The following is a 13,888-nucleotide window of genomic DNA, read 5'->3' on the forward strand; positions in this document are numbered from 1 at the left end:
GGTAGCCGACGCAGGTGCCGGCGACGACGCCGAGCACGGCGGCGGTGGCGATCAGCACGCCGGTGTGGCGTCTTCTCGGTCTTCCCGGAGGTGTTTCTGGAGGTGTTTCTGAGGCGTCCAATGGATCCCCCTGTGAAAACGGGAGCGCGGATTCCTTGATCCGCGCGCCACAGGAGACTCATGGTCGACTCACTGAGTTGTACAACGATTAATCACGATCAGGACACCGCCGCCAGCCAGCCGGTCACCGCCGCCGCGAGCAGCACCGTGACGTTGAGGGCGACCTGACGGTCCCCCCCTCTTCAGGTGCACCCGGAGCGCGCCGACCTGGAGGACGACGAACCCGGCCGCGGCCGCGGCCGCCAGCCAGGTCGCGACACCGGTCAGACGCGGGAGCACCAGGCCGAGCACACCGAGCAGCTCGACGGCCCCGATCGCCCGCACGGCCGCCATCGGCATCCCGTCCACCCACGCCATCATCGGCCGCAGCCGCTCCCGGCTCCGGACGGCCTTCAGCCCGCCCGCGTAGAGGTAAAAGAGGGCGAGGAGACCGGCGACGGTCCAGTACGCGACGCTCATGAGGCGGGCTCGGTGGCGTACCGGCTCATCACCTCGACGTTCGCCCGCGCGGTCGGTGCCGCTCCGGTCGCGAACAGGTCCCGCAGCTCCCGGAAGTACTGCACGTACAGGTCGGGCGTGAACGTGCTGAGCATGACCGCCGGTGCGTCGGTGACGTTGGCGAAGGTGTGCGGGGCGCCAGGCGGCACCATCACCAGGGTGCCCGCGGTGGCGTCGTAGTCGTCCTCCCCGACGGTGAACCGCACGGATCCGGAGATGACGGAGAAGCCCTCGTCGTGCCCGGCGTGCCGGTGCTGCGGCGGGCCGGGGGTGTGCGGCGCGAGCACGGACTCGGCGATGCCGAGCCGGTGGCCGGTGGTACGGCCGTCCTCCAGGACACGCATCCGGGTGGTGCCGAGGACGAGCACCTCGCCGTCGTCCGGGCCGACGACGGATACGGCGGGCTCATCGTGGTGGTCGTGGGGGTGGTCGTGGGTCGTCATGTCTCGATTCCACGGCCGGGACGTACGGCTGTCCAAGACCTGTTCCGCCGCCTCGATACCCGATCGGTATCGTGGCTGTATGGAGGGGATGAAGCGGAGGGAGCGGAGGGAGCGGATCGAGCTGCGGACGCTGCGCTACTTCGTGGCCGTCGCCGAGGAACTCCACTTCGGCCGGGCCGCCGCACGGCTCCACATGAGCCAGCCCCCGCTGAGCCGGGCGATCAAGGGGCTGGAGGGCGAGATCGGCGCGGCGCTCTTCGAGCGGTCCTCGGCCGGTGTCGCGCTCACCCCCGTCGGAGCCGTGCTCCTCGACGAGGCACGGGCGCTTCTCGACCGGGCCGACCGGCTGCGCGTACGGGTCGCCACGGCGGCGGGTGCCACCACCCTCACCGTCGGCCTCCTCGGCGACAGCACGGATCCCGGCGTGCGCCGGCTGGCCCGCGCCTACCGCGAACGCCACCCCGGCGTCGAGATCCGCATCCGCGAGACCGACCTCACCGACCCCACCTGCGGGCTGCACGCCGGGCTCGTCGACATCGCCCTGACCCGCGCGCCCTTCGACGAAACCGGCCTGGTGGTAAGGGAGTTGCGGGCCGACCCGGTGGGTGCGCTGCTGCGCGCCGACGATCCGCTGGCCCGCCGAAAGAGCCTGACGCTGGCCGACCTCGCCGACCGGCAGTGGTTCCGGTTCCCGGCGGGCACGGACGGCCGCTGGCAGTCGTACTGGAACGGCGGGGCGGTGCGGGAGGGGCCGGTGGTGCGGGCGATCCAGGAATGCCGGCAGGCGGTGCTGTGGAACGGCACGGTGGGCATGACGACGACCGACCACGAGCCGGGCGCCGGGCTCGTGACGGTACCGGTCGCGGACATGCGGCCGAGCCGGGTGGTGGTGGCGTGGCGGGAGGGCGACACGAGCCCTCTGCTCCACTCATTCGTCCGGACAGCGACCGCCGCGTACCGCACCGCGTGAGGGCGCCGGTCTCGGCGTAAGTGACGGTGGCCAGAGCGGTATACCGTGCGGCATACTCGCTGCATGGCCGATACCACAGTCAAGATCGACGAGGCCACCAGGGACATACTGCGAGAGCTGGCAGACGCACAGGGGCTCTCCATCAAGGAGTACCTCGCCCGGTTGGCTGTGGAGCACCAGCGTGAACGAGCCCTCACCACGGCGACCGCCGCCTTCCGCCGCGTGATCAGCGAACCCGGCGTCCAGGAGGCCTTCGACGCCGAGTTCGGCGGGCTCCCGCCCGTCACCGAAGGCACCGGACGGGTGGCCTGACCCTTGGAACTGCACGTCGACCACCGGTGGTTCCTGGATCGCCAGGAAGACATCCTCCGCCGCGACCTCACCGTCAACGACCTCTCCGTCCTCGTCGGCATGACGGCTCGCCACCGTGTCAACACCCCACATCTCGACCACTCCGACCCGGATGCGTACTGGCGGGCCGCGACATTTCTCGAAGAGATCGTTCTGCTGCGCCCGCTTCCCGCCCGCAACGAGCTGTTCGGATACGGTGTCGCCGTCGCCTACCTGGAAGCCTCCGGGAAACACGTGGAGACGAAGTTCGAACTGTGGCGCGACCTCATCCATGACATTCGCGCGCTACGACTTGATTCGTACAGCATCGCCGAGCGGCTCCGATCCTGGCGAGCGACCTGATCAGCCGACGGCAAGGCGACCAGTGGCACCCTGAAGCACGTACCGGCCAGGCGCCCTCGGGCGTCAGGCCTGCGCGGTGGGCCGGACGACGATCTCGCTGATGTCGACACCGGCGGGCTGCCCGATCGCGTAACCGATCGCGGACGCGACGGCGGAGGGCGGCATGGCGATCTCGTCGCGCTGCCGGGCCAGCGCTGCCGCCACCTCGGGACTCCCTCCCTTGCCCACCCCCTCGGTGTCGGTGAACCCGGGCGAGACCAGGGTGACCCGCAGGTCGGGCCCCGACTCCTGCCGCAGCCCCTCCGTCAGCACCTTCACCGCCGTCTTGGTGGCCGCGTAGACACCCATCGGGGATTTCACGACGTAGGCCGCGGTGGAGGCGACGTTGACGAACTGGCCGGCGCGCTGCCGCCGGAAGACCGGGAGCGCCGCCCCGATACCGTTCAGCAGGCCGGTGATGTGGGTCGCGACCATCGCGTCCCAGTCGTCCTGACGCAGTTCGTCGAACGGCGACACCCCCATCGTGCCGGCGTTGGAGACCAGGACGTCCAGGCGCCCGAACCGGTCGACCGCCGTGTCCGTCAGCCGCCCCAGGTCCGCACGGCGTGTCACGTCGACGACGACCCCGACGGCCGAGCCTCCCTTCGCCGTGATCTCCTCCACCACCGCGGCCAGCCGGTCCTCCCGCCGGGCCCCGAGCACGAGCCGTGCGCCCTTCTCGGCGAGGTAGGCCGCCGTCGCCGCGCCGATGCCGCTGCTGGCACCCGTGATCGCCACGACCCTGCCCTCGATCCCTGATGACATGATCAACACCCTTCCAAGGGGGATGTGCGCAGGCCAGAGCATGGCCTACGATGAAAGTGGAGGCGCCACCACTTACCTCAACGCTAAGTGGACACGCCCCCACTTAGCAAGTCGAAGGAGATTTCGGTGCGGGCTGACGCACAGCGCAACAGAGACAAGATCCTCGCGGCCGCGGTGCGGATGTTCGCCGACGAGGGCCTGGACGTGCACCTGGAGCGCATCGCCAAGGAGGCGGGCGTGGGCAGCGCGACCCTCTACCGCAACTTCGCCACCCGGGAGGCCCTGATCGAGGCCGTCTACCGCAACGAGGTGGCCCAGCTCTGCGACGCCGTCCCCGGCCTGCTGGCGGCGCAGCCGCCCTACGCGGCCCTGCACGCCTGGACCCGTCTCTTCCTGGACTACGTCACCACGAAATACGGCATGATCGACGCCCTGCGTGCCATCGCCGCGACGGGAAACAGCCCCTACGGCCAGAGCCGGGACATGATCCGGGCCGCCATCACCGCACTGATGGACCCCTGCGTGGCCGCGGGCGCGATCCGCACGGACATCAGCCCCGCCGACCTGGCCACGGCCCTCGAGGGCATCGCCCTCACCTCGGCGAGGCCCGAACAACGGGACCGCGCCGAGCGCCTGCTCGACCTCACGCTGGACGGCCTGAGGGTCAGCGCTTGACGACTCCGTCGACGAAGGCCGCCCAGGCGGAGGCCCCGAAGAGGAGGGCTCCGCGATCGGGAGCCTTGCTGTCACGGACGGGCACGAGGGAGGGGATGTCGGCGGCGACTTCGAGGCAGGCGCCGCCGTCCTGGTTGCTGTAGCTGCTCTTGCGCCAGGTGACGTCGCTCAGGTCGATGGCTCGCATGGCGCTTCCTCCAGCATCCGCTCGATGAACTGCCGTGATTCGTCCGGGGATAGGGCCAAATCACGTACCCGATCGTATCGGAGCAGGAGGCGTTCGACGGTGGCTGTTTCTTGCACTAGTTCGCCGGAATAGCCGGTCTCGACCCACGCCACCGTCTGGCCATCAACACCTCGGAGAAAGATGGTGTCCGTGTTGGTGAGGGCGTGGAGGCCGGCCGACAACAGCAGCACCTGAACGGTCACGTTGTGGCCTCGCGCCATCATGTCGAGGTACTCCAGCTGTCCACGCCATTCACCGGGATTCCGGAGGGGCGTACGCAACACCGACTCGGAGACGATGGCGCGAAGTTGCAGCGGGTCTTCCCCCAGAAGCACCTCTCGTCGCCCAACGCGTGCTTCAACCTGCGCCCCAAGCTCGTCGCCGGTGAGCCCACCCCGACGGAGCAACTCCCGCGCGTACTCGGGCGTTTGCAAGAGACCAGGAAGGACGCTCGGCGAGTACTGCCACATACTCACCGCTCCCGCCTCCAGCACCATGTACTGGCGATACCGCTCCCGGAACTGCGTAGGATCCGCGACCGCCAACTCCCACAGGGCGAGCAACAGCCCCGGCGTCCCGTAGTACTGGTCGAGCGCCTGGACCACCTCCGGCCCGCCCAGCGTGTGCCCGTTCTCCATCTTCCCGAAGAGGGACGGATCCCAGCCAGCCCGCTCGGCCAGCTCCCGTAAGCTCACCCCCTTCTCCGCCCTCAACAGCCGCAACTCCTCCGCGAACCGTTGCCTGGGCTCCTGACTACGCCCCGTCACCACGCGCCTCTGCGGCACCGCACCCCTCCCTGGTACGCCATGGAATTTGTGGAATTAGCGCCGCCAGACGGGGAAGAACCGCTCGCCATCGGCGTGCCGACGCCACCTCCGGGCCATGCTCGTAGCAGCCTCGATACCCAGAGTAGTCCAACTCACGCATTTCGTATAGATGTTGGACGAAAGGAGCAAATGCCATGGAGCCCGGAACCCTGTTCTACGACACCGCCACCGACCAGGTCGGCGAGTACCGGGACCAGTCGGGGCCGTACGCGATGCTGCGTCCCGTCGGCGGCGGCAGGGAGTGGCAGGCCGACCCGGCGACGCTACGCCCCGCTACCGACAGAGAGCGGCTCAGTGCCGGCGTGCGCGCGGCGAACGACCGAAGTACCTGGGCCGTGCCGCCGTCCCCCGACGACCTGAGCCGACCACCCCGGCCCGTCCCCGGCTGTGCCGCGTGCGCGGACCTCGGCGATCGAAGAGGGACCGCGCTGGTCGCGTACGACCACAGCGCGGCCACCGACGCGAACGTGCTGCTGCGCCAGCACCTGCGCGCGGAGCACCAGCCATGACCCGGCCCGATTACGCTGCACGCATGGCGAAGAAGCTCGTGATCAAGGTGACGGCCGGGGCGGACGCCCCGGAGCGGTGCTCGCAGGCGTTCACGGTGGCGGCGGTGGCCGTCGCCAGCGGCGTCGAGGTGTCGATGTGGCTGACCGGCGAGTCCGCGTGGTTCGCGCTGCCGGGGCGGGCCGCCGAGTTCGAGTTGCCGCATGCCGCTCCGCTGCCGGACCTGGTCGACTCGATCCTGGCGGGCGGCACGCTCACGCTCTGCACGCAGTGCGCGGCCCGCCGGGACATCACGGAGAAGGACGTCATCGAGGGCGTCCGGATCGCGGGTGCACAGGTCTTCGTGCAGGAGGCGATGGCGGAGGGGACGCAGGCGCTCGTCTACTAGGACCGCGCTTGTGGAACCGCGCTTCAGGGGCGCGGGGATCCCGCCTCGTCGTAGCGCTGCCGGGCCGTCTCGACGTCGTCGAGGTGGGTGCCGGCCCAGTCGGCGAGGTGGGCGAAGAGCGGGGCGAGGGTGGAGCCGAGGTCGCTGATCTCGTACTCGACGCGCGGCGGCACCTCGGGGTGGTAGGTCCGCACCACCAGGCCGTCGCGCTCCAGCTGGCGCAGCCGCTGGGTGAGCACCTTCGGCGTGATGCCCTTGATACGGCGCTCCAGCTGGACGAACCGCTGGCGGCCGAAGGTGTGCAGGGACCAGAGGATCGGTGTCGTCCACCGGCTGAAGACGATGTCCACGACCGGGGAGACCGGGCAGGCCAGCTCGGGGTCGGACAGGGGGTCGGGCGCGGGCCGTCGCGTCGCGGTCGTCATGAGCCACACCCCTCTGAGGTAGTCACTTTCCTCTAGGTACCTACTATACCGGCGCTGTTAGCGTCGCTGTCATCGCGTAAGACCACCGGAAAATACGGGAGTTGAGCATGATCGTGGTGACGGGTGCGACCGGGAACGTGGGCAGGTCGCTGGTGGCGGCCCTGGCGGCGGCCGGGGAACGGGTGACGGCGGTGTCGCGGGGGATCGCCCCGGTCGACCTGCCGGACGGAGTCGTACAGGTGCGGGCTGACCTGGCCGAGCCGGAGAGTCTTCGGCCGGCGCTAGACGGTGCGGAGGCGCTGTTCCTGCACGACGGCGGCACGGGCGGCCACGGGCTCGACGCACCGGCCGTGCTGGCGGTGGCCAGGGATGCCGGGGTGGCGCGGGTGGTGCTGCTCTCCTCGCAGGGCGTGGCGACCCGGCCGGAGTCGCCCTCGCACGGCGGAGCGATGCGGGCGCTCGAGGACGCGGTACGCGGATCGGGCCTGGCCTGGACGATCCTCCGGGCCGGCGGCTTCGCGTCCAACGCCTACGCCTGGGCGGAGTCGGTACGCGCCGAGCGGACGGTCGCCGCGCCGTTCGGTGACGTCGGGATCCCGGTGGTCGATCCGGCGGACCTCGCGGAGGTCGCCGCGGTGGCCCTGCGCAAGGACGAACACACCGGCCGGGTCTACGAGTTGAACGGTCCGGCGGCCGTCACGCCCCGGGAGCAGGCGGCGGCCATCGGTGCGGCGCTCGGTGAGCCGGTGCGGTTCGTGGAGCTGACCCGGGCCGCGGCGCACGCCCGGATGGCCGCGTTCATGCCGGAGCCGGTGGTGGAGACGACGCTGGCCGTCCTCGGCGAGCCCAACGCGGGCGAGCTGCGGCTCAGCCCGGACATCGAGGGAGTGCTCGGCCGTCCGCCCCGGACCTTCGCCGCGTGGGCCCTGCGCAACGTCGAGGCGTTCCGGTAGGCCGGGCGCGTCGGCTGTCATTGCCGGGGGCGCTTCTTCCCGTCCAGCTCGTCCCACCACTCGTCGGACTTGGGGTCACCGGAGGGGTCGTCCCACCAGCGGTCGTCGGGGCCCCGCCGGTTCGCGACCATCGCGGCGACGGGCGGGATGACCATGGCCACCACACACATCCCCACGGCGGCGGGGACGGACCAGATGCGCACGACTCCCCAGGCCAGGACGAAGAGACCGATGCAGATCCCCATCATGACGAAGTACACGCGACGACGCCGGGCGAGCATGAGTCAAGGGTAGGTCGGCCACGAAGGTTGAGCACGGCCCCACCGCGGGATCGACGGCCGGAGGCCGACGCAAAGGGTAGGTCCAAGGGCCGGATACGGCGAAGGGCCGCGCCTCGGGTCCTCGACCCGGGGTGCGGCCCTTGCGTTCAGCTGGTCAGACCGCGATCGCGACCTCGGCCAGGCCGCCCTGCTGGGCGACGACCGTGCGGTCGGCGGTGGCGCCGGGGACGAGGGCTCGGACGGTCCAGGTGCCCTCCGCCGCGTAGAAGCGGAACTGTCCGGTGGCGGAGGTGGGCACCTCCGCGGTGAACTCGCCGGTCGAGTCCAGGAGGCGGACGTAGCCCGTCACCGGCTCGCCGTCGCGGGTCACCTGACCCTGGATCGTGGTCTCACCGGGCTTGATCGTCGAGCTGTCCGGGCCGCCGGCCTTCGCTCCACACATGTCGTACTCCTGTTGAGGTCTTGAAAGGTCGGTCTGGGGACTTGCCAGGGGTCCTGCGGGGTCCTACTTGTTGGCGCCGAGCTCGATCGGGACGCCGACGAGGCTGCCGTACTCGGTCCAGGAGCCGTCGTAGTTCTTGACGTTCTCGACACCGAGGAGCTCGTGCAGGACGAACCAGGTCAGGGCCGAGCGCTCACCGATACGGCAGTAGGCGATGGTGTCCTTGGCGAGGTCCACCTGCTCCTCTGCGTAGAGCTCCTTGAGCTCGTCGTCCGACTTGAAGGTGCCGTCGTCGTTGGCGTTCTTCGACCACGGGATGTTGCGGGCGGACGGGACGTGGCCCGGACGCTGCGACTGCTCCTGCGGCAGGTGCGCCGGGGCGAGCAGCTTGCCGGAGAACTCGTCGGGGGAACGGACGTCGACGAGGTTCTGCGAGCCGATGGCCGCCACGACGTCGTCGCGGAAGGCGCGGATCGCCTTGTTCTGCGGCTTGGCCGAGTAGGTGGTCTCGGTACGCTCCGGGACCTCCTCGACCAGCTCGCGGGCGTCCAGCTCCCACTTCTTGCGGCCGCCGTCGAGGAGCTTGACGTTGTCGTGGCCGTAGAGCTTGAAGTACCAGTAGGCGTAGGACGCGAACCAGTTGTTGTTGCCGCCGTACAGGATCACCAGCGTGTCGTTGGCGATGCCCTTCGCCGACAGGAGCTTCTCGAAGCCCTCCTGGTCGATGAAGTCGCGGCGGACCGGGTCCTGAAGGTCCTTGGTCCAGTCGATGCGGATCGCGCCTCGGATGTGGTTCTTCTCGTAGGCGGACGTGTCCTCGTCCACCTCCACGATCGCGATCTCGGGGTTGTCCAGGTTGTCCTGGACCCAGTCGGCGTCGACCAGGACGTCGCTGCGGCTCATGCTCTTTCTCCTCCGGGGCAGTTGCGGCGGGGCGTGCGAGTGCGGGTGGGTGCGCGCAGACGCGCACGGATGCCCTCGGCGTGGGAGGGCTGGGGGGATGCGGAGGCAGGGGCCTCCACCGTCAGAAGGGGCGACAGAGCATGGCGGCGACGCGGCACAGGTCGACTGCCCGCCGCTTCGTGAGATCCGCCTGACGCTTCATGGGCTCGATCGTAGGGACGGATGACCGGGCATGTCACCGGCATGTCGCATGATGAGACGCGATCGTCCGGATTATGGGACGGGTGGGGGGCTCGGGGCGTGATCGCGCGGCAGCCGCCCCGCCCCGTCCGTTGTCATATCTACGGTACGGACACCGCCGTCTCGACAGATGGACGGCTTGCGTCTGTCGTGTCGGCCGCCGCCGTGGCCCCTTCTACCCGGCCAGCCGGACGTTCGAACCCTTCACCCCGATCTCCACACCGTCCGCCGCCGCCTGCACCTTGTCCAGCTGTATGCCGCCGGGAAGCTGGCTGATCGCCTGCTGGAAGTCGGAGGCCTGCCGGAACCGGTCCTCGACGAGGCTGACTCCGGCGAGCTTGGGCAGGTTGTCGGCGTGCACCTGCACCGTGTTGTTCTTGACGGTGACCGTGCTGAGGACGGTCACCTTCTGATGGGCGTCCACACCGGGGACGGTGACGTCGAGGGTCACCTTGATCTTGCCGTTGCCGCCGTCGGCGAGACCGATCACCTTGCCGGTGAAGCCGAGGCCGAGGTCGGTGGGCTGCGCGTCCGCGTTCTTCAGCAGCTCGCTGTAGGAGATGAGCGCGGTGCCCGTGGCGGTCTGCGCGGTGGCGGAGCTGTAGTCGCCGGTGAAGGTGACGCCCTTCATGTCGGCCTTCAGGTCCTCGATACGGATCGTCTTGCCGGCCGTGCCGGTGGTGGCGTCGTAGTCCTGGATGCCGACCTCCACGTCGTCCAGCGTGCCGCCGGCGACCTGGGTGAGGAACGGGAAGCCCTTGATGGAGACGTCCGGGGTGCTCGCGAGGCCCTCCGTCGTCTTCAGCTTGCCGGCCGCCTCGCCCTCGGCGAAGTGCACGGCGACGCGGTCGACGACCACGAAGAGCACTCCGAGGATGACGACGACGATCAGGAATATTCGCAGGGCGCGCATGTGATGGGGTCCCCCGGGTCGGCGAGTCGGCTGTGCACGTCGGTGATCTCACGCTAGCCCCGTGGGAGCGATCCCACCGGAGATTGTCGACCACCTGTGACAGTGCGGGCGGGCCCGCGCCCTTGACGGGCCGCCGCGATCAGCGCCCCAGAATCCACACCGCCGGTGCCGCCGCGGCCAGCGGCAGCGCCACGCCCGCCGTGAAGTGGACGAACTTCGACGGGTAGTCGTAGCTCGCCGCCCGGTGCCCGGCCAGCGCGCACACCGCGGCCCCCGCTCCGATCAGCGCGCCCTTGGTGCCCACGCCGGTCATGCCGCCCACCGCGATGCCCGCCCCGGCCGCGGCCAGCACCGACACGATCACCGACGCCACCGTCGGCAGCGGCAGCGCCCGCGCCACCACCGCCACCGCGACCGCCGCCGCGCCCACCGACGCCGCGTCCGGGTCCGCGCCCAGGAAGCCCGTCGCGATGATCGCCAGCGCGGAGGCGGCGACCGTGGCCATCAGTCCGTACATACGGGTGTCCGGGTCCGCGTGCGAGCGGAGCTGGAGGACCAGGGAGAGCAGGACCCAGATGCCCAGCGGGCCGAGGATCGCCGCCGGGGCCTGGTCGCGGCCCGCCACCAGTACCGCGCCGTCCGCCGCCAGCGCGCCCAGGAAGGCGAGGGCGATGCCCTGGCGGGCCGGCCACATGCCGTTCAGCCGGAACCAGCCCGCCGCCGTCACCGCCTGGAGGATCACCAGGGGCACCACCAGGGCGTACGAGGAGATCGGGGCCGCCACCGCCAGCAGCAGGCCCAGCAGGCCCGTCAGCAGCGCCGGCTGCATCCCCGGCTCGATGATCGGCGAGCGGCCCTCCAGGCGGGCCCGCTGCGCGTCGGTGATGCGCGCGTTGCCGGCGAGGGTCGCGGGACCGTAGCCCGAACCGGAGCCGGAGCCGGGCTCAGCGGGTCCGGAGCCGGGCGCGGGCGCCGGCGTCGGGGGCGTGTGCGCCGACTGCGATGCCTGCTGCGGCTGCGGTGCCTGCTGCGGGTGCTGCGGATGCTGTGTGTAGGCCGGCTGCTGCTGTGCGTGCGCCTGCTCTGCGTGCGGATGCGGCTGCTGTGCCTGCTGCTGTGCCGGTGCGTACGTCTGCTGGGGCATGTACGCCGTCTCCGCCGCCGGGGCCTGCGGCTGTGCCGCCTGCACCGGCGCGTGCGTCTGCGTCTCCCAGGTCTGCCCCTGCCACTGCTGGGTGGCGTACTGCTGCTCCTCGTACCCCCACTGGGGCTGGGCGGGGGGCTGCTGGTACGGGTCGTAGTCCTCGTACGGCTGGTTGGTCATCGGTCTCGCTCACCCTCCTGCGAACGGCGGGAGCACCTCGACCGTGCCGCCCTCGGCCAGCCGTACCGTCTCATGCTCGCGCGTCCCCGCGGGGTCACCGTCGACGAGGAAGGAGCATCGCCGCAGGACGCGCGCGAGTTCCCCGGGGTGTCGCGCACGCACCGCGTCCAGCGCCTCGGCGAGGGTGTCCGCGTCGTACGGCTCCTCGGCGATCCCGGCCGCGGCCTTCGCGGCGGCCCAGTAGCGCACCGTGACCTTGGGCATCAGGTTCCTCAAGAGACTCAGCAAGAACAATTCGGTCGGCTGTGTAACTGTGTAACTGTGTGTGGCTGTGTACCTGTGTGGCTGTTGTACAGGCTCAGGCTAGCCCGCCCGGGAAGCCGCCCAGTCGCCGATCCTGGCCAGCAGCCGGTCGTCCGCGGCGTGTTCGGCGTGGCCCATGCCGGGCTCCAGCCAGAGCTCGGCCGCGCCGCCGGCGGCGTCCGCGAGCATCCGGGGGTGGTCGACCGGGAAGTAGCCGTCGCTGTCGCCGTGCACGATCAGCAGCGGGGTGGGGGCGATCTTCGGCACCGCCTCCACCGGGGACAGCGGCACCGGGTTCCAGTCGCGGTGGTGGATACGGGTGCGGAAGCCGTAGCGGCCGACCAGTCGGCCCTCCGGTCTGGTGACCAGCCAGTGGACGCGCCGCATGGGGGCGGTGCCCCGGTAGTACCAGCGGGCGGGGGACGACACCGAGACCACGGCGTCCACCCCGGCGTTCAGCGCCGCGTGCCGCAGCACCACCGAGCCGCCCATCGAGAAGCCGACGGTCACCACGCGGCTGTGCCCGAAGCGGCGCGCCCAGCGCACCGCCGCCGCCAGGTCGAGGACCTCGCGGTCACCGACGGTGGTGCGCCCGCCGGAGCGGCCGTGGCCTCGGAAGGAGAAGCTGACCACCGGGGCGTAATCCGTCAGAGCGGCGACCACCCGTCGTACATGCGGCCGGTCCACGTCGCCGGTGAAGCCGTGGGCCAGGACGAACACCAGGTCACGGGAAGGTGACCGGGAGCCGTCGTATACGACGGAGGCGGGATCGTATACGGAATCGATGGAAACCCCGTCGTCCGTGCGCAGAAACGTCCGCATAGAGGCGTTTCTGCTCGTCTCATATGTCGGACGAACGATGGAACGTGCCACACGACCTGCCGGACCGATGCTCATGTGGGCTATTCTGCTGGGCAGAGGACTCGGGCAGCGCCGCCACCGGGTCCTTTTGTGCTTTCGGAAGCTCTGTATACGAAGCGGGAAACTCCAGGTGACCGCGGATATACGGAGGCTCGGGAGCGCAGCGCAGTGTCATTGCACACAGTCCTCGCAGGGACCGAGGAGGAACCAGACATATGAGTTCTCTGCTGCTCCTGACCAACGCCCTCCAGCCTTCGACGGAGGTGCTGCCGGCCCTCGGGCTGCTTCTGCACAACGTGCGGGTCGCCCCGGCCGAGGGCCCCGCCCTCGTCGACACCCCGGGCGCCGACGTCATCCTCATCGACGGCCGCCGCGACCTCCCGCAGGTGCGCAGCCTCTGCCAGCTGCTGCGGTCGACCGGCCCCGGCTGTCCGCTGATCCTGGTCGTCACCGAGGGCGGCCTCGCCGCCGTCACCGCCGACTGGGGCATCGACGACGTACTCCTCGACACCGCCGGCCCGGCCGAGGTCGAGGCCCGGCTGCGGCTCGCCATGGGCCGCCAGCAGATCGTCAACGACGACTCACCCATGGAGATCCGCAACGGCGACCTCTCGGTGGACGAGGCGACGTACAGCGCCAAACTCAAGGGACGGGTCCTCGACCTCACCTTCAAGGAGTTCGAGCTCCTGAAGTACCTGGCCCAGCACCCCGGCCGGGTGTTCACTCGTGCACAGCTGCTCCAGGAGGTCTGGGGGTACGACTACTTCGGCGGCACCCGGACCGTCGACGTACACGTACGACGGCTGCGCGCCAAGCTCGGCGTGGAGCACGAGTCCTTGATCGGAACCGTCCGGAACGTCGGTTACCGATTCGTTACCCCCGAGAAGGGCGAGCGGGGCGAGCGGGTCAGCGACGAGGCGAGGGCCCGGGCGGAGGGTCCAAAGCCGGAGGATGCGGACGCTTCGGCGGCCCTGGACGCGGTCGAGGTACCGACGGAGGCGTAGTGGTGGTCCGGGCGAGGCATGGCCGTCGCCCGGACAGGGCATTGCTTCCGCAAGCGAAGCTTCGATACGCCCTGCCCAGAGCGGGTCC

The 13,888-nt window shown here is 70.3% G+C and carries 21 protein-coding genes and 1 pseudogene; 8 read left to right on the plus strand and 14 right to left on the minus strand.

From position 1 onward, the window contains the following. Positions 1-218 precede the first annotated feature (218 nt). Positions 219-579: pseudogene (locus ACGFZQ_RS26425) on the minus strand (DoxX family protein). After that, on the minus strand, positions 576-1,061 hold the full coding sequence (locus tag ACGFZQ_RS26430; protein ID WP_393842383.1) for a cupin domain-containing protein: 486 nt from the start codon (positions 1,059-1,061) through the stop codon (positions 576-578). The pseudogene ACGFZQ_RS26425 and the gene ACGFZQ_RS26430 overlap by 4 nt, the downstream one beginning before the upstream one ends. 115 nt (positions 1,062-1,176) lie before the next feature. Between ACGFZQ_RS26430 and ACGFZQ_RS26435 the strand changes: the two genes are divergently transcribed. The 3 genes from ACGFZQ_RS26435 (at position 1,177) to ACGFZQ_RS26445 (ending at position 2,724) form a co-directional block, all read left to right on the plus strand. Beyond that, entirely contained in the window at positions 1,177-2,031 is an 855-nt protein-coding gene (locus tag ACGFZQ_RS26435) for a LysR substrate-binding domain-containing protein (RefSeq protein ID WP_393842455.1), read from the plus strand. 63 nt (positions 2,032-2,094) lie between these two features. Next, positions 2,095-2,343 carry an antitoxin MazE7 gene (locus ACGFZQ_RS26440; RefSeq protein ID WP_393842384.1) on the plus strand — a complete coding sequence of 83 codons (249 nt, stop codon included), beginning with the start codon at positions 2,095-2,097 and terminating at the stop codon, positions 2,341-2,343. A gap of 3 nt (positions 2,344-2,346) precedes the next feature. Then, on the plus strand, positions 2,347-2,724 hold the full coding sequence (locus ACGFZQ_RS26445) for a toxin Doc (RefSeq protein ID WP_393842385.1): 378 nt from the start codon (positions 2,347-2,349) through the stop codon (positions 2,722-2,724). A gap of 63 nt (positions 2,725-2,787) precedes the next feature. On the opposite strand, the gene ACGFZQ_RS26450 is transcribed toward ACGFZQ_RS26445, so the two are convergent. After that, entirely contained in the window at positions 2,788-3,528 is a 741-nt protein-coding gene (locus ACGFZQ_RS26450) for an SDR family oxidoreductase (RefSeq protein ID WP_393842386.1), read from the minus strand. A gap of 126 nt (positions 3,529-3,654) precedes the next feature. On the opposite strand from ACGFZQ_RS26450, the gene ACGFZQ_RS26455 reads away from it, so the two are divergent. After that, on the plus strand, positions 3,655-4,203 hold the full coding sequence (locus ACGFZQ_RS26455) for a TetR/AcrR family transcriptional regulator (RefSeq protein WP_393842387.1): 549 nt from the start codon (positions 3,655-3,657) through the stop codon (positions 4,201-4,203). Here ACGFZQ_RS26455 and ACGFZQ_RS26460 read toward each other — a convergent pair. Then, the gene (locus tag ACGFZQ_RS26460) at positions 4,193-4,390 is read right to left on the minus strand and encodes a DUF397 domain-containing protein (RefSeq protein ID WP_393842388.1); all 198 of its coding nucleotides are present in this window, start codon (positions 4,388-4,390) and stop codon (positions 4,193-4,195) included. The genes ACGFZQ_RS26455 and ACGFZQ_RS26460 overlap by 11 nt on opposite strands. Continuing rightward, positions 4,372-5,214, minus strand: coding sequence for a helix-turn-helix domain-containing protein (locus ACGFZQ_RS26465; RefSeq protein WP_393842389.1), 843 nt, complete (start codon positions 5,212-5,214; stop codon positions 4,372-4,374). Before ACGFZQ_RS26465 ends, ACGFZQ_RS26460 begins: the two co-directional genes overlap by 19 nt. A 176-nt stretch (positions 5,215-5,390) precedes the next feature. Between ACGFZQ_RS26465 and ACGFZQ_RS26470 the strand changes: the two genes are divergently transcribed. Both ACGFZQ_RS26470 and ACGFZQ_RS26475 read left to right on the plus strand, forming a co-directional pair. Beyond that, positions 5,391-5,765, plus strand: coding sequence for a hypothetical protein (locus ACGFZQ_RS26470; RefSeq protein WP_393842390.1), 375 nt, complete (start codon positions 5,391-5,393; stop codon positions 5,763-5,765). A gap of 23 nt (positions 5,766-5,788) precedes the next feature. Then, positions 5,789-6,151, plus strand: coding sequence for a DsrE family protein (locus ACGFZQ_RS26475; RefSeq protein WP_046732507.1), 363 nt, complete (start codon positions 5,789-5,791; stop codon positions 6,149-6,151). A 23-nt stretch (positions 6,152-6,174) separates the two neighbouring features. Here the strand turns inward: ACGFZQ_RS26475 and ACGFZQ_RS26480 are convergent, their stop codons facing one another. Next, positions 6,175-6,576 (minus strand): helix-turn-helix domain-containing protein, encoded by a 402-nt coding sequence (locus tag ACGFZQ_RS26480; protein WP_351747012.1) that lies wholly within the window; start codon positions 6,574-6,576, stop codon positions 6,175-6,177. Positions 6,577-6,683: 107 nt separating this feature from the next. Between ACGFZQ_RS26480 and ACGFZQ_RS26485 the strand changes: the two genes are divergently transcribed. After that, complete coding sequence (locus ACGFZQ_RS26485; RefSeq protein ID WP_393842391.1) at positions 6,684-7,529, plus strand: SDR family oxidoreductase; 846 nt, start codon at positions 6,684-6,686, stop codon at positions 7,527-7,529. A gap of 17 nt (positions 7,530-7,546) precedes the next feature. Here ACGFZQ_RS26485 and ACGFZQ_RS26490 read toward each other — a convergent pair whose 3' ends face one another. The 8 genes from ACGFZQ_RS26490 to ACGFZQ_RS26525 all read right to left on the minus strand — a co-directional run bounded on the left by ACGFZQ_RS26490 (position 7,547) and on the right by ACGFZQ_RS26525 (position 12,832). Then, positions 7,547-7,810: a DUF3099 domain-containing protein gene (locus ACGFZQ_RS26490; RefSeq protein WP_351747018.1), complete on the minus strand. Its 264-nt coding sequence runs from the start codon at positions 7,808-7,810 to the stop codon at positions 7,547-7,549. A 154-nt stretch (positions 7,811-7,964) separates the two neighbouring features. Beyond that, positions 7,965-8,252 (minus strand): DUF1416 domain-containing protein, encoded by a 288-nt coding sequence (locus ACGFZQ_RS26495; protein ID WP_351708937.1) that lies wholly within the window; start codon positions 8,250-8,252, stop codon positions 7,965-7,967. A gap of 63 nt (positions 8,253-8,315) precedes the next feature. After that, a complete protein-coding gene (locus ACGFZQ_RS26500) occupies positions 8,316-9,155 on the minus strand; it encodes a sulfurtransferase (RefSeq protein WP_351747020.1) in 840 nt (279 codons plus the stop codon). A gap of 121 nt (positions 9,156-9,276) precedes the next feature. Next, positions 9,277-9,357: an Ms5788A family Cys-rich leader peptide gene (locus ACGFZQ_RS26505; protein ID WP_350751515.1), complete on the minus strand. Its 81-nt coding sequence runs from the start codon at positions 9,355-9,357 to the stop codon at positions 9,277-9,279. A 213-nt stretch (positions 9,358-9,570) separates the two neighbouring features. After that, positions 9,571-10,308: a DUF2993 domain-containing protein gene (locus ACGFZQ_RS26510; protein WP_393842392.1), complete on the minus strand. Its 738-nt coding sequence runs from the start codon at positions 10,306-10,308 to the stop codon at positions 9,571-9,573. Between the two features lie 139 nt (positions 10,309-10,447). Further along, a complete protein-coding gene (locus ACGFZQ_RS26515) occupies positions 10,448-11,632 on the minus strand; it encodes a hypothetical protein (RefSeq protein WP_393842393.1) in 1,185 nt (394 codons plus the stop codon). A 9-nt stretch (positions 11,633-11,641) separates the two neighbouring features. Then, positions 11,642-11,896, minus strand: a complete 255-nt coding sequence (locus ACGFZQ_RS26520) for a MoaD/ThiS family protein (RefSeq protein WP_351747028.1) — start codon at positions 11,894-11,896, stop codon at positions 11,642-11,644. Between the two features lie 99 nt (positions 11,897-11,995). After that, positions 11,996-12,832, minus strand: coding sequence for an alpha/beta hydrolase (locus ACGFZQ_RS26525; RefSeq protein WP_393842394.1), 837 nt, complete (start codon positions 12,830-12,832; stop codon positions 11,996-11,998). Positions 12,833-13,011: 179 nt separating this feature from the next. Here ACGFZQ_RS26525 and ACGFZQ_RS26530 point away from each other — a divergent pair, with 179 nt between their 5' ends. Continuing rightward, positions 13,012-13,800, plus strand: a complete 789-nt coding sequence (locus ACGFZQ_RS26530) for a response regulator transcription factor (protein WP_351747033.1) — start codon at positions 13,012-13,014, stop codon at positions 13,798-13,800. Positions 13,801-13,888 lie beyond the last annotated feature (88 nt).

Source organism: Streptomyces sp. NPDC048254 (genome assembly GCF_043201895.1).
GTDB lineage: Bacteria > Actinomycetota > Actinomycetes > Streptomycetales > Streptomycetaceae > Streptomyces.

Coding starts and splice junctions, on each gene's coding strand:
- ACGFZQ_RS26430 (WP_393842383.1), bottom strand. CDS start 1,061: ATGACGACCCACGACCACCCCCACGACCACCACGATGAGCCCGCCGTA.
- ACGFZQ_RS26440 (WP_393842384.1), top strand. CDS start 2,095: ATGGCCGATACCACAGTCAAGATCGACGAGGCCACCAGGGACATACTG.
- ACGFZQ_RS26450 (WP_393842386.1), bottom strand. CDS start 3,528: ATGTCATCAGGGATCGAGGGCAGGGTCGTGGCGATCACGGGTGCCAGC.
- ACGFZQ_RS26460 (WP_393842388.1), bottom strand. CDS start 4,390: ATGCGAGCCATCGACCTGAGCGACGTCACCTGGCGCAAGAGCAGCTAC.
- ACGFZQ_RS26470 (WP_393842390.1), top strand. CDS start 5,391: ATGGAGCCCGGAACCCTGTTCTACGACACCGCCACCGACCAGGTCGGC.
- ACGFZQ_RS26475 (WP_046732507.1), top strand. CDS start 5,789: ATGGCGAAGAAGCTCGTGATCAAGGTGACGGCCGGGGCGGACGCCCCG.
- ACGFZQ_RS26480 (WP_351747012.1), bottom strand. CDS start 6,576: ATGACGACCGCGACGCGACGGCCCGCGCCCGACCCCCTGTCCGACCCC.
- ACGFZQ_RS26485 (WP_393842391.1), top strand. CDS start 6,684: ATGATCGTGGTGACGGGTGCGACCGGGAACGTGGGCAGGTCGCTGGTG.
- ACGFZQ_RS26490 (WP_351747018.1), bottom strand. CDS start 7,810: ATGCTCGCCCGGCGTCGTCGCGTGTACTTCGTCATGATGGGGATCTGC.
- ACGFZQ_RS26495 (WP_351708937.1), bottom strand. CDS start 8,252: ATGTGTGGAGCGAAGGCCGGCGGCCCGGACAGCTCGACGATCAAGCCC.
- ACGFZQ_RS26500 (WP_351747020.1), bottom strand. CDS start 9,155: ATGAGCCGCAGCGACGTCCTGGTCGACGCCGACTGGGTCCAGGACAAC.
- ACGFZQ_RS26505 (WP_350751515.1), bottom strand. CDS start 9,357: ATGAAGCGTCAGGCGGATCTCACGAAGCGGCGGGCAGTCGACCTGTGC.
- ACGFZQ_RS26510 (WP_393842392.1), bottom strand. CDS start 10,308: ATGCGCGCCCTGCGAATATTCCTGATCGTCGTCGTCATCCTCGGAGTG.
- ACGFZQ_RS26515 (WP_393842393.1), bottom strand. CDS start 11,632: ATGACCAACCAGCCGTACGAGGACTACGACCCGTACCAGCAGCCCCCC.
- ACGFZQ_RS26520 (WP_351747028.1), bottom strand. CDS start 11,896: ATGCCCAAGGTCACGGTGCGCTACTGGGCCGCCGCGAAGGCCGCGGCC.
- ACGFZQ_RS26525 (WP_393842394.1), bottom strand. CDS start 12,832: ATGAGCATCGGTCCGGCAGGTCGTGTGGCACGTTCCATCGTTCGTCCG.
- ACGFZQ_RS26530 (WP_351747033.1), top strand. CDS start 13,012: ATGAGTTCTCTGCTGCTCCTGACCAACGCCCTCCAGCCTTCGACGGAG.